The sequence below is a fragment of the Pseudomonas paracarnis genome, assembly GCF_904063055.1.
GTDB lineage: Bacteria > Pseudomonadota > Gammaproteobacteria > Pseudomonadales > Pseudomonadaceae > Aquipseudomonas > Aquipseudomonas paracarnis.
The window spans coordinates 96933-109367 of record NZ_CAJFCN010000003.1 but is presented as its reverse complement, the minus strand read 5'-3'; the positions used below and the strand labels follow the sequence as shown (position 1 = coordinate 109367).

Sequence of the window (12435 nt, the reverse complement as noted above, 5' to 3'; positions counted from 1 at the left end):
TTCATGCTCATCTGAACGCACCTGGTGCTAGGTTGAAATGAGGACTGCCTGTCGCAGCACAGCCCCCATGCTCGGGCTTACTTGCCTTCAGTCAAGGCGTTGTAGCTGGTGAACAGGTTGCGGTAGTCCGGAATGTGGTTGGAGAACAACGTCCCCAAGCCCTCGATGTCGTTGCGCCAGTCGCGGTGCAGCTCACAGGCCAGGCCAAACCAGGTCATCAGTTGCGCGCCGTTGGCGGACATGCGGGCCCAGGCGGACTGCTGGGTCAGTTCGTTGAAGGTGCCGGAGGCGTCGGTGACCACAAACACTTCAAAGCCTTCGGCCAGGGCCGACAGCGCCGGGAACGCCACGCACACTTCGGTCACGACGCCGGCAATGATCAATTGCTTCTTGCCGGTGGCCTTGATGGCCTTGACGAAATCTTCGTTGTCCCAGGCATTGATCTGGCCTGGGCGCGCAATGTACGGCGCATCCGGGAACAGGGCCTTGAGCTCGGGCACCAGCGGGCCGTTGGGGCCGGTTTCGAAACTGGTGGTGAGGATGGTCGGCAACTTGAAGTACTTGGCCAGGTCAGCCAGGGCCAGCACGTTGTTCTTGAATTTGTCCGGGTCGATGTCGCGGACCAATGACAGCAAGCCGGCCTGATGGTCGACCAACAGTACCGCGGCGTTGTCTTTGTCCAAACGAACGTAAGGTGTAGACATCTTCATACTCCTGATAAATAGAGGCAGCGCCCAACATGGGCTCGCCGCAAAAGGCCCCAGCGTATTTACTTGCGCTGTGAGTCTAGTACTTCGTGGTTGTTTGCCACTTCCTGAGCCTTGATGTAGCTCTCGATCAGAAGCTGGTAATGCGGCATGGCCTGGGTGTAGACGTTAGCCCACTCCTGGGCATCCGGGCGGTTCCAGGAGCCTTGCAGCTCCGACAGCGTGCCCATGATGTCGATCGGCACCACGCCGGCCTGGGCCAGGCGTGCGACGGTCAGGTCGGTGGCCAGCCTGGAGTGGTTGCCCGAGGCATCGACCACCGCGAACACCTTGTAGCCTTCATGCACCGCCGCAATGGACGGGAATGCCAGGCACACGCTGGTCAGGGTGCCGGCGATCACCAACGTCTTTTTGCCGGTGGCTTTGACGGCGGCATGGAACTGCGGGTTGTCCCACGCGTTGATTTCGCCACGGCGGGCTACGTACTGGGCGTGCGGCGCGGCTTCGTGGATTTGCGGGATCAACGGGCCGTTGGGACCTTGCGGCACCGAGGCGGTGGTGATGACCGGTATTTTCAGCAGGGTCGCGGCCTTGGCCAGCGCGATGGCATTGGCGCGCAATTGAGGAACATCAATGTCCTTGACGATCTGGAACAGACCACTCTGGTGGTCGATCAGCAACATGGCGGTGTCAGCGGGGTCAATCGTCGGCTTTTGCCCATTGAAGTTTGCAGCGTTACCTGATGCAGTCATTTGCATGTCCTCTTGCTTGGCGATACCTCCCTGGCGTGTGCGCCGGAACTGCGCCCGGCCGTGCCTGTACTTCCTGTACAGAAACGCTTGGGCAACGACCTGGACGTGTGTCAGCAGGCCCACCCAAAAAAACAGTGGGACCACCTTAAGCATCGCGCTCAGGGTTAGGTAGTGGCTGAAACGGGCCGCTCCATCTCAAAAATGGAACAATGCAGCCGCACGGTGGCAAGCTCATTTGGACGTGCCAGTCGTTACAATGCGATCATCGGCTCCACCCCGTGGATTTCAGGCACTTGCGCCAATCATGACCGTTCACTTATTTCCAGGCAGGTGCCTTCATGGATATCAAACAACTTAAATTCCTGATCGCGCTGGAGCAGACGCGCCATTTCGGCCAGGCCGCTGCCCGCTGCAACATCACCCAGCCCACCCTGTCGATGCGCCTGCGCAACCTGGAGGACGAACTGGGCCTGGAACTGGTGACCCGTGGCCAACGTTTCGAAGGCTTTACTCAGGCCGGCGAACGCGTGTTGGCCTGGGCCAGGACCCTGCTCGCCGCCCATGACGGCCTGTTCGCCGAAGCCGCTGCGTGTCGCGGCCAGTTGGTCGGTAACCTGCGCCTGGGCCTGGTGCCCCTGAGCGGCTTCAATCCGATCAGCTTCATCCAGGGCTTGTCCCACAGCTTCCCGGAACTCAAGTTCAGCCTCACCTCCATGAGTTCGGACAAAATCATCGAAGCGCTGGGCACCAATCAACTGGACTTGGGCGTGTGCTACCTGGACCACGTGAGCCCCAACTACCTGGAATTTTTCGAACTGGGCGAAACCCGTGTCGGCCTGCTGTACGACACTCGCCACTTCCACTTCGAAGGCACGCAGATGAGCTGGGAAGAAGCCGCCGAACTGCCCCTGGGGATGATCAGCAATGGCATGCACTACCGAAAATCCATCGACTTGAGTTTCCGCAGTCGCGGTCTTGATCCCCAGCCGATTCTGGAAAGCGACTCCACCTATCAACTGTTCCAGGCCATCCACGAAGGCTTCTGTTGCGCAATCATGCCGTTGGACAGCGGCCTGGAAAACCCCATCGAAAACCTGGCATTTATCCACCTGCCAGACGCCAGTGTCCTTGCGCCCCTGGGCATGGTGATGCGCAAGACCGAACCGCGCTCGGTCATCGCAGAGAAGTGTTTTGCCGAGGCCAGGCAGTTGTTTGCACCCAATACCCAGGCTTAGCCGGCCTGCGTTTGCAGCGCGCACAAAAAAGGCGCTCCGTAGAGCGCCTTTTTACCGCCGATTGTTTTACTGCAAGCTGACCTGACGCAGCTCGGGTTTGGTCTCACCACCAATCATGATGCGTTTTGGCTTGGCCTCTTCAGGCACTTCACGCAGCAGGTCGATGTTGAGCAAACCGTTGGTCAGGGATGCGCCACGTACTTCGATATGGTCCGCCAAGCGGAACGACAACCGGAACGCACGTTGGGCAATGCCCTGGTGCAGGTAAGCGACCTTATCGTCGGTTTCGCGTTTACCGCCAGAAACCGTCAATACACCCCTCTCGACCTGGATATCCAGATCCTCCTCGGTCAGGCCAGCCACGGCGATCACGATGCGGTACGCGTCGTCACCGTGCTTTTCCACGTTGTGAGGTGGATAGGAATTCGGAGCCTCGCTGCGCAGCGCCGACTCGAACAGGTCATTGAAGCGATCAAAGCCCACCGATTGACGGAACAGTGGGGCCAACGACAGGGTAGTAGCCATTTTAAAATCTCCTGAGTTTCTCCAAGTGATTTAGTACGCAACCCGGATTCGGCATCGCGTGATCCAAAATTTATGGACGCGCAAAAGGAATTCAAGAGGGCTGGAGAAAATTTTTCTTGTGCAAGGGGCGATCACCGAAGCCCAAGTGTTATGACGTGTGCTCTAATCAAAATGCCAGGCGTGCTTTACCCCGTGAGCGCCTGAGACAGCCCTTGAGGTACAAAAAAATGAAAATGACATTCCCGGCCCTGGCATTGGGCATTCTGATCTCCCAAGGGGCCCTGGCCGCTGGAGATGGTACAGCCGCGCTGGGAGGCGGTGTCGGCGGTGTGTTGGGCAACGTGGTAGGCCAGCAGCTTGGTGGCTCGACCGGTGCGGCCATCGGCGCCGGCGTGGGGGGCGCCGCCGGGAGTGCGGTGGGGGCGCAAAAGGGCAACAAGACCGAAGCGGCGATTGGCGGCGGTTTGGGCTCGGCAGGCGGTTCGCTGATTGGCAATCGCCTGGGCGGCACCACCGGCTCGACCATCGGCGCCGGCGTGGGGGGCGCAGCCGGTGGCGCGCTGGGTAATAACCTGGCCGATGACGAGAGCGGCCATCGTTCAGGCGGTGCCAAGCACAAAGGCAACAAGCATAAGCACAAGAACAAGCACCACTGATCGCGTGGCACGGCTTGCCATGTAGGAGCGAGCTTGCTCGCTCCTACGCCGGGCCAATATCCCTTTACATCGGCGTGCTGCTCACCACCCGCAACGCCAACCCTTCATACGCGTCCAGCGTGATCGTGAACGCACCCTCCTCTGTCAAATCGCCTTCCACCCGCTCATTGATGATATCCACCACCGGCCCCGGTGCGATGTTGGGCAGGTGCAGGGTTTCGGTGATCGGCGTGGCGCCAAAGTTCAGCGCAGTGATTTGAGTGCCCTTACCCGCCGGCAGTTCGTGGACCATGATCAGCAAGCCGGGATGCTCGACGTCCGGCACCAGGATCTGGCGGCTGGCGGCGATGTCGTAGGCGCGGCGTACGGCGAGGATTTTTTGCAGTTGGGAGGCAAAGGAGTCCGGGTCCTGCAGCTGGCTGTTCAGACTGCCATACAGGCTTTTTGAGCGCGGCATTTGCCCCGCCGACAGTTCGGCGTCGGGGTTCAGGTCTACCAGATCATAAGCGCCACGATGGATCCAGCGGGTGTCGCCATCGGCCATCAAATGCGCCACCTCTTCGGCCGCCAACGGCAGCGCGCCCACCAGGTCCCAGCCGGACAAGGCAAACACCCCAGGTTGCATGGCGTTGTACATCACCAGTAGCAAGTGGATCTGGCGAACCTGCTGTATATCCGCCGAAGTGATCGCCTCCAGGTCACGGATACCCAGGGCTGCGGTGATGATGCTGGCGGTGGTGCAGGACACGCCGTTGGTGACGAATTTGAGGTTATACGGCGCATGTTCGCCGGTGAGGCGTTCATACATCTGCTCGCGGATATGCTCGCGCAGGATGTTGCCGGGGAAGGTCTGGCCCTGGAACAGGAAGCTGTCATGGGCGTGCAGCGTCCAGAAATGCACCAGCTCCAGGGTCAGTTCATCATGGTTTTGCAGCGCGTGAATCAGCGAGCCGGGGTCGATGCCGAGGCTGTGCATCTGGCGCAGCATCAGGCGCAGGAATTCGGTATCGCCCATCAGCAATGCATGCTGGTAGGCCGGCCGGGTGATGAAGTCATAAGACAGGTCAGCGCCGCCGTGGGACATCGACGCGATGTCGTCCACGGTGAGGTTGAGTTCCTGAAAACTGAACCCGCCCGCCTTGCGAATGGCGCCGCCGAGTAACTGATTGCCGGTGATCGACAGCGGATGGCTTTCGGACCAGGCCGTGCCATCGAGCTTGCGCTCCACGCCGAGAAAGCCGTTGGCATCCAGGCGCAGGATTTTCGCGCCCATCACATCAATGGCGTGCAGCGCATCACCGATGATCATCTGCTGCGCAGCAAACGAAGGGTCGAGCCAGTTGAGCGACGGCTGGCCTTCCTTGAAGTAATGCAGGTACACCCAGCGCCGCGGCTTGCCATCCACGCCGAGCACCACCGGGGTGGCGCTCCAGTCGGTTTCTTTGACGCCGGGCTCGAAGAAAATCACCCGCTGCAATTGGCCGACGATGTAGTGCTTGTCACGCAGTGCGTCTACCTGGGAGGGGCTGAGGTTGTGTGCATCGCGCCCGGCGGCCACGTCGGGCAGCAACGGCCAGTCTTCCTCGCGGATTTCGACCATGTGGTACAGGCCGGGATAGTCCTCATAGGCCATTTCAGCCAGGCGAAAGTCCGCGCCCTTGCCGGTGTGCGACGGGATCACATCGTCGATGATCACCGCATTGTGCGCGGCAGCCATGCGCGTCAAGGCCTGCAATTGTGCCTCGGTGCCCAGTTGCGGATCGATGTCGAAACTGATGCGGTCGAAATTGCCGTCGATGGTCGGGGTGTGCTCGGTGCCAGACAAGCCACCGGACTTCTTCAACGGGCCGTTGTGAATGCCCTGGATGCCGATCTTGGACAGGGTATGCCACAAGGTTTCGTCCCCCAGCGCCTCAAGCACGGTGCCGCCTTCGCGGGTGACAATCGAGGCGGGGTAGGCCGTGAACCACACCGACGACAAGGCCGAAGCGTCACGCGGCCGGGTCTGTGCATAGGGCTGCTGCCACAGGCGGCCTTGCCCCGAATAAAGCTTGGCCCGCTGCCGCGCTGCGTGGAGCATGGAATGTTGCACCAGCCAGTTCACATGGTCGTTGTTCGCCGCGGTCATAAGCTCGGTACCTGTCGTGGTGAAAAGGGTCGGTGTAAGCATATGAGGGGCGTGCGCGGCATTCGTTGCATCGACTTGGCTTCATCCAAATGTGGGAGGGGGCTGCCCCCGATGGCGGTGGATCAGATAAAAATAGCCTGACTGACACACTGCTATCGGGGGCAAGCCCCCTCCCACATTAGATTTTCATCTGGCCTGCCGCCTTGCGTCGCTTGCCGGTACTGCCTCGGGGTGAACCCGGTTGAAGATTTGAACTGCCGGGTAAACGCGCTGTGATCGGTGTAGCCGCATTGCAGCGCCACCTCGGTAATTGGCAGCTCGGTATGCAACAACCGCCGGGCATGCTCAAGCCGGACTTTCTGGATCATTTGCCGAGGCGTGAGGTGAAACACGCGTTTGCAGTAGCGCTCCAGTTGCGCCACGGAAATCCCGGCGATGCGAGTCAATTCACCCAGGGTGACGCGGCGGTTGAAGTGGCTGCGGATGTGTTCGTCCACCGCCGCCAGGCGCTGATAGGCCGGGTGGGTTTCGCTGGCAGACTGCAAGTCCACCGAAATTCCGGCCAGGCCGATGATCGCGCCGAGTTGGTTGTACAGCGGCCACTTGTGGGTCAGGCACCAGCCGGGTTCGCGGGTGCCGTAGAGGTGCAATTCGAGTTGATCTTCCAACACCAGGCCCTGCCTCAGCACACGACGGTCCTGTTCGGTATAGCCGGGGCCCAATTGTGCGGGGAACACTTCGGCGCTGGTCTTGCCCAGCAGCGGTTGCAGGTGCTTGAGGCCGCAGCGTTGCACCAGGGTGCGGTTGGCGAGCACGTAGCGGGCGTCGATGTCCTTGATGAAAATCGCGGCATTGGGCAGTACATCGAGCATCGGCAGCAACTGCTCTACCCCGCTCAATAGCTGCACGATGTTGTGGGGTCGGCTGCCCTGGAAAAGGCTCGCGAACGCGCTCTGCAACATGACTTTATCTGCCCTTTTATTCGTCGACAGCCAGCAGATTGCGCCATGGAACGAGCGCTGTCGAGCGCGGCAAATTGTGCTGAATTCGTCATCCATCGCCGCATAAAACATCAATCGTCAGCCGGGCATGTGGGTTCAGGATAGCGCCACTGCATGCCTATCCAATAACTCACAAGAAGGCGCCGCTATGTCAGGCCAAGGCAAGTTCAAGAAACAGCTGTCACTGATGGACCTCACCTTTATCGGGTTGGGGGCCATCTTCGGTTCGGGTTGGTTGTTCGCTGCCAGCCACGTGTCTGCCATCGCAGGCCCGGCAGGAATTTTTTCCTGGTTGCTCGGTGGTTTCGCCGTGCTGCTGCTGGGCATTGTCTACTGCGAACTCGGCGCCGCCCTGCCCCGCGCCGGTGGCGTGGTGCGCTACCCGGTGTATTCCCACGGTCCGCTGCTCGGGTACCTGATGGGTTTTATCACGCTGATCGCGTTTTCCAGCCTGGTAGCAATTGAAGTGGTCGCCTCGCGCCAATACGCCGCAGCCTGGTTTCCGCAGCTGACCAAGGCAGGTTCCAGCGACCCCACCACCCTGGGCTGGCTGGTGCAATTTGCCCTGCTGTGCCTGTTCTTTGTGCTCAACTACCGCAGCGTGAAGACCTTTGCGATCGCCAATAACCTGGTGAGCGTGTTCAAGTTCATCGTGCCGTTACTGGTGATCGGCGTGCTGTTCACCTTCTTCAAGCCGGCGAATTTCCAGGTGCATGGCTTCGCGCCGTTCGGCTTATCAGGTATCGAGATGGCCGTGTCGGCAGGCGGGGTGATCTTTGCCTACCTGGGCCTGACGCCGATCATTTCGGTGGCCAGCGAAGTGAAAAACCCACAGCGCACCATCCCCATCGCCCTGATCCTCTCGGTACTGTTGTCTACGGCCATCTATGTGCTGCTGCAAACCGCGTTCCTCGGCGGCGTGCCTACCGACATGCTCGCCAATGGCTGGGCCGGCATCAGCAAGGAACTGGCCCTGCCCTATCGCGATATCGCCCTGGCGCTGGGCGTGGGCTGGCTGGCCTACCTGGTGGTGGCCGATGCGGTGATCTCTCCCAGCGGCTGCGGCAATATCTACATGAACGCCACCCCGCGCGTGGTGTATGGCTGGGCGCAGACTGGCACCTTCTTCAAGATATTCACGCGCATCGATGAAAAGTCCGGCATCCCGCGCCCGGCGCTGTGGCTGACCTTTGGCCTGTCGGTGTTCTGGACCTTGCCGTTCCCGTCCTGGGAAGCGCTGATTAACGTGGTGTCTGCCGCCCTGATCCTCAGTTATGCCGTGGCCCCGGTGACGGTCGCCGCCCTGCGCCGCAATGCACCCGACATGGCGCGCCCGTTTCGGGTCAAGGGCATGGCGGTGCTGGGCCCGCTGTCATTCATCATCGCTGCGTTGATCGTCTACTGGTCGGGCTGGAGCACGGTGTCTTGGCTGTTGGGCCTGCAAATCCTGATGTTTGTGGTGTACCTGCTGTGCGCGCGCTGGGTGCCGACCGCGCACCTGAACCTCAAGCAACAAGTACGCTCCTCGGCCTGGCTGATCGGCTTCTACGCCGTGACCATCCTGCTCTCCAAGCTCGGCAGCTTTGGCGGTATTGGTGTGATCAGCCACCCGTTTGACACCCTGGTGGTGGCGGCCTGCGCCCTGGGCATTTACTACTGGGGCGCCGCCACCGGCGTACCCGCCCACTTGGTACGCCTGGAGCAGGAAGAGGACGAAAGCGAAGCCGTCATCGACGCGCACTACAGCGCCCCACTGTCCCCGACTACCCACTGATGGAGCGCCTTATGAAACGACTGCATGTGATTGACTCACACACCGGCGGTGAACCTACACGCCTGGTCATGAACGGCTTTCCCGAACTGGCGGGTGCCTCGATCGCCGATCAACTGGACCACCTGCGCACCCACCACGATCAATGGCGCCGCGCCTGCCTGCTGGAGCCACGGGGCAACGATGTGCTGGTGGGCGCGCTGTACTGTGCGCCAGTCACGCCGGGGGCGACCTGCGGGGTGATCTTCTTCAACAACGCCGGCTACCTCGGCATGTGCGGCCACGGCACCATTGGCCTGATTGCCTCGCTGCACCACCTGGGGCTGATCCAACCGGGCGTGCACAGCCTCGACACGCCGGTCGGCCCGGTCGCGGCCACCTTGCACGAAGACGGCAGCGTGACCCTGCGCAATGTGCCCGCTTACCGCTACCGCAAGCAGGTGGCGGTTGAGGTGCCTGGGCATGGCGTGGTGCTGGGCGACATCGCCTGGGGCGGCAACTGGTTCTTCCTGGTGTCGGACCACGGCCATGAGTTGCAGATGGATAACGTGGAGGCCCTGACCGACTACACCTGGGCCATGCTCAAGGCCCTCGAAGCCCAAGGCATCCGTGGCGCAGACGGTGCGCTGATCGACCATATCGAATTGTTCGCCGACGACGCCCACGCCGACAGCCGCAACTTCGTAATGTGCCCCGGCAAAGCCTATGACCGCTCCCCCTGCGGCACCGGCACCAGCGCCAAGCTCGCCTGCCTGGCCGCCGACGCAAAACTGGCCGCAGGAGAACCCTGGGTACAAGCCAGCATCACCGGCAGCCAGTTCCTGGGCCGCTATGAATGGGACGGCGAACGCGTACGCCCATTCATCACCGGCCGCGCCTACATGACCGCCGACAGCACCTTGCTGATCGACGAACAAGACCCGTTTGCCTGGGGCATCTGAGCCCATTATTCATTCAACTGAAACCGGAGTTAGCACCATGAGCGACAACATCTTCACCGGCTGCATGCCCGCCCTGATGACCCCTTGCACCGCCGAGCGCCAACCGGACTTCGATGCCCTGGTGGCCAAGGGTCGCGAGCTGATCGACATCGGCATGAGTGCCGTGGTGTATTGCGGTTCCATGGGCGACTGGCCGCTGCTCACCGAGGCCCAGCGCCAGGAAGGCGTGGCGCGCCTGGTGGCTGCGGGTGTGCCGACCATCGTCGGCACCGGTGCGGTGAACAGCCGTGAAGCCGTATCTCACGCAGCCCATGCCGCCAAAGTCGGCGCCGATGGTTTGATGGTGATTCCCCGCGTGCTGTCCCGAGGTGCTTCGGCCACTGCGCAAAAGGCCCACTTTGCAGCGATCCTCAACGCCGCCCCCAACCTGCCGGCGGTGATCTACAACAGCCCCTACTACGGTTTCGCCACCCGCGCTGAGTTGTTCTTCGAACTGCGCCGCGAGCACCCGAACCTGATCGGCTTCAAGGAGTTCGGCGGCGCCGCCGACCTGCGCTACGCCGCCGAAAACATCACCTCCCAGGATGACGATGTGACTCTGATGGTCGGCGTCGATACCCAAGTGGTGCACGGCTTCGTCAACTGCAACGCCACCGGCGCCATTACCGGCATCGGCAACGCACTGCCCCGCGAAGTGCTGCAACTGGTGGCGCTGAGCAAAAAAGCCGCCAAGGGCGATGCCAAGGCGCGTCGCCAGGCCCGCGAGTTGGAAGCTGCACTGGCGGTGTTGTCGTCGTTCGACGAGGGCTGCGACCTGGTGCTGTATTACAAGCATTTGATGGTGCTCAACGGCGACCAGGGCTACGCCCTGCACTTCAACGAAACCGACGGCCTCAGCGCTGCCCAGCGCCGGTATGCCGAGCAGCAGTACGCGCTGTTCCGCCAGTGGTATGCCAACTGGTCGGCCGAACAGAACGTCGCTTGATTTTCTGTAGGCGCGAGCTTGCTGTGGCGAGGGAGCTTGCTCCCGCTGACTGCGCAGCAGTCTCCGGCTTTTATTGGGGGCGCTTCGCACCCCAGCGCAAGCATGCTTGCTCGTCACATAAGCTCGCGCCTACAACACCTCTTTTTGTTCCAGGATGTCCCCATGACTCTGACAGGCAAGATGCTGATCGGTCAGCAATCCGTTTGCGGCCATCGCGATGCGATCCGGGCCATCAACCCCGCCACCAACACCCCACTGGAACCCGCCTATGCCGGCGGGGATGAGCAACACGTCGAACAGGCCTGCGCACTGGCTTGGCTCGCGTTCGACGCTTACCGCGAAACCACCTTGGCAGATCGCGCCGCGTTGCTTGAAACCATCGCCACCCACATCGAAGCCTTGGGTGATGAGTTGATCGAACGCGCCTGCGCCGAAACCGGCTTGCCTCGCGCACGCATTGAAGGTGAACGCGGCCGTACCTGCGGGCAACTGCGCGCTTTTGCCCGCACCGTGCGCCTGGGCGAATGGCTCGACGTGCGCGTCGATACCGCACAGCCCCAGCGCCAACCCCTGCCCCGCGCCGACCTGCGCCAGCGCCATATCGCCCTGGGCCCGGTAGCCGTGTTCGGAGCCAGCAACTTCCCTCTGGCCTTCTCAGTGGCGGGCGGCGATACCGCATCGGCCCTTGCCGCCGGTTGCCCGGTGATCGTCAAGGCGCATAACGCGCACCCCGGCACTAGCGAACTGGTGGGCCGCGCCATCGCCCAGGCGGTTAAAGAGTGTGGCTTGCCGGAAGGTGTGTTTTCACTGCTCTACGGCGCGGGTAACGAGGTGGGTATCGCATTGGTGCGCGACCCGCGCATCAAGGCCGTAGGCTTCACGGGGTCGCGCAGTGGCGGTATCGCCCTGTGCCATGCGGCGCAGGCACGCCCGGAGCCGATCCCGGTGTACGCGGAAATGAGCTCGATCAACCCGGTGTACCTGTTTCCTGCTGCGCTTGAAGCTCGGAGCGAAGCCTTGGCCGATGGGTTCGTCGCGTCGCTGACCCAAGGCGCCGGCCAGTTCTGTACCAACCCTGGCCTGGTGATCGCCCTGCAAGGCGCCGCTCTGGACCGTTTTGTCCAATCCGCCAGTGAGCGTCTCTCGCGTTGCCCGTCCCAGACCATGCTCACACCGGGTATTTTCAGCGCCTGCGAAACCGGCCTGAAGACCCTGGCCCAGCACACCACCATAGCCGCCAAAGGCTTGCCAGCGACCGGGCCAAACCAGGGCCAGCCCCATCTGTTCGTGACCCAGGCCGAGGCGTTCCTGGACAATGAACACCTGCAAGCCGAAGTATTCGGCGCCGCCTCGCTGGTGGTGCAGTGCCGTGATGTCGAGCACATGCGCCAGGTGTCCGAACACCTGGAAGGCCAACTCACCGCCACCCTGCAGATGGATGACCACGACTTGCCACAGGCGCGGGCATTGCTGCCGGTGCTGGAGCGCAAGGCTGGGCGCCTGCTGGTGAACGGCTGGCCGACCGGCGTAGAAGTGTGCGACGCCATGGTGCATGGCGGGCCCTTTCCGGCGACTTCGGATGCGCGCAGTACCTCGGTGGGCACGGCGGCGATCCTGCGATTCCTGCGCCCGGTGTGTTACCAGGACGTCCCGGACGCCTTGCTGCCCACCGCGCTGCAGCACGACAACCCGCTGCGGTTGCGGCGCCTGCTCGACGGCCAGCGAGAAGCATGA

11 protein-coding genes are annotated in these 12435 nt (G+C 61.9%); 6 read left to right on the top strand and 5 right to left on the bottom strand.

Annotation, left to right across the window (positions count from 1 at the left end):
* Positions 1-77 precede the first annotated feature (77 nt).
* Positions 78-704 (bottom strand): isochorismate family cysteine hydrolase YcaC, encoded by a 627-nt coding sequence (ycaC, locus tag JMV15_RS07800; RefSeq protein ID WP_003191542.1) that lies wholly within the window; start codon positions 702-704, stop codon positions 78-80.
* Between the two features lie 65 nt (positions 705-769).
* Entirely contained in the window at positions 770-1459 is a 690-nt protein-coding gene (locus JMV15_RS07795) for an isochorismatase family protein (protein ID WP_032902445.1), read from the bottom strand.
* Between the two features lie 338 nt (positions 1460-1797).
* On the opposite strand from JMV15_RS07795, the gene JMV15_RS07790 reads away from it, so the two are divergent.
* A complete protein-coding gene (locus JMV15_RS07790) occupies positions 1798-2694 on the top strand; it encodes a LysR family transcriptional regulator (RefSeq protein ID WP_069868521.1) in 897 nt (298 codons plus the stop codon).
* Between the two features lie 66 nt (positions 2695-2760).
* Here the strand turns inward: JMV15_RS07790 and JMV15_RS07785 are convergent, their stop codons facing one another.
* Complete coding sequence (locus JMV15_RS07785; protein WP_014718573.1) at positions 2761-3219, bottom strand: Hsp20 family protein; 459 nt, start codon at positions 3217-3219, stop codon at positions 2761-2763.
* 227 nt (positions 3220-3446) lie between these two features.
* On the opposite strand from JMV15_RS07785, the gene JMV15_RS07780 reads away from it, so the two are divergent.
* Positions 3447-3875, top strand: coding sequence for a glycine zipper domain-containing protein (locus tag JMV15_RS07780; protein WP_014718574.1), 429 nt, complete (start codon positions 3447-3449; stop codon positions 3873-3875).
* A gap of 64 nt (positions 3876-3939) precedes the next feature.
* On the opposite strand, the gene treS is transcribed toward JMV15_RS07780, so the two are convergent.
* Together treS and JMV15_RS07770 are read right to left on the bottom strand one after the other, a co-directional pair.
* A complete protein-coding gene (treS, locus tag JMV15_RS07775) occupies positions 3940-6003 on the bottom strand; it encodes a maltose alpha-D-glucosyltransferase (protein ID WP_014718575.1) in 2064 nt (687 codons plus the stop codon).
* Between the two features lie 152 nt (positions 6004-6155).
* Positions 6156-6965 (bottom strand): AraC family transcriptional regulator, encoded by an 810-nt coding sequence (locus tag JMV15_RS07770; protein ID WP_201491331.1) that lies wholly within the window; start codon positions 6963-6965, stop codon positions 6156-6158.
* A gap of 187 nt (positions 6966-7152) precedes the next feature.
* Here JMV15_RS07770 and JMV15_RS07765 point away from each other — a divergent pair, with 187 nt between their 5' ends.
* From JMV15_RS07765 to JMV15_RS07750, 4 genes are all read left to right on the top strand, one after another.
* The gene (locus JMV15_RS07765) at positions 7153-8778 is read left to right on the top strand and encodes an APC family permease (RefSeq protein ID WP_014718577.1); all 1626 of its coding nucleotides are present in this window, start codon (positions 7153-7155) and stop codon (positions 8776-8778) included.
* Between the two features lie 11 nt (positions 8779-8789).
* Positions 8790-9716 carry a 4-hydroxyproline epimerase gene (locus tag JMV15_RS07760; RefSeq protein WP_069868526.1) on the top strand — a complete coding sequence of 309 codons (927 nt, stop codon included), beginning with the start codon at positions 8790-8792 and terminating at the stop codon, positions 9714-9716.
* Positions 9717-9753: 37 nt separating this feature from the next.
* Positions 9754-10701: a dihydrodipicolinate synthase family protein gene (locus JMV15_RS07755; RefSeq protein WP_069868527.1), complete on the top strand. Its 948-nt coding sequence runs from the start codon at positions 9754-9756 to the stop codon at positions 10699-10701.
* A gap of 162 nt (positions 10702-10863) precedes the next feature.
* Entirely contained in the window at positions 10864-12435 is a 1572-nt protein-coding gene (locus JMV15_RS07750; protein WP_038450259.1) for an aldehyde dehydrogenase (NADP(+)), read from the top strand.

What these genes read in the sequence shown, in the direction of transcription:
- JMV15_RS07765 (WP_014718577.1), top strand. Translation starts at nt 7,153, where the DNA reads ATGTCAGGCCAAGGCAAGTTCAAGAAACAGCTGTCACTGATGGACCTC.
- JMV15_RS07755 (WP_069868527.1), top strand. Translation starts at nt 9,754, where the DNA reads ATGAGCGACAACATCTTCACCGGCTGCATGCCCGCCCTGATGACCCCT.
- JMV15_RS07750 (WP_038450259.1), top strand. Translation starts at nt 10,864, where the DNA reads ATGACTCTGACAGGCAAGATGCTGATCGGTCAGCAATCCGTTTGCGGC.
- JMV15_RS07760 (WP_069868526.1), top strand. Translation starts at nt 8,790, where the DNA reads ATGAAACGACTGCATGTGATTGACTCACACACCGGCGGTGAACCTACA.
- JMV15_RS07785 (WP_014718573.1), bottom strand. Translation starts at nt 3,219, where the DNA reads ATGGCTACTACCCTGTCGTTGGCCCCACTGTTCCGTCAATCGGTGGGC.
- treS (WP_014718575.1), bottom strand. Translation starts at nt 6,003, where the DNA reads ATGACCGCGGCGAACAACGACCATGTGAACTGGCTGGTGCAACATTCC.
- JMV15_RS07780 (WP_014718574.1), top strand. Translation starts at nt 3,447, where the DNA reads ATGAAAATGACATTCCCGGCCCTGGCATTGGGCATTCTGATCTCCCAA.
- JMV15_RS07790 (WP_069868521.1), top strand. Translation starts at nt 1,798, where the DNA reads ATGGATATCAAACAACTTAAATTCCTGATCGCGCTGGAGCAGACGCGC.
- JMV15_RS07795 (WP_032902445.1), bottom strand. Translation starts at nt 1,459, where the DNA reads ATGACTGCATCAGGTAACGCTGCAAACTTCAATGGGCAAAAGCCGACG.
- JMV15_RS07770 (WP_201491331.1), bottom strand. Translation starts at nt 6,965, where the DNA reads ATGTTGCAGAGCGCGTTCGCGAGCCTTTTCCAGGGCAGCCGACCCCAC.
- ycaC (WP_003191542.1), bottom strand. Translation starts at nt 704, where the DNA reads ATGTCTACACCTTACGTTCGTTTGGACAAAGACAACGCCGCGGTACTG.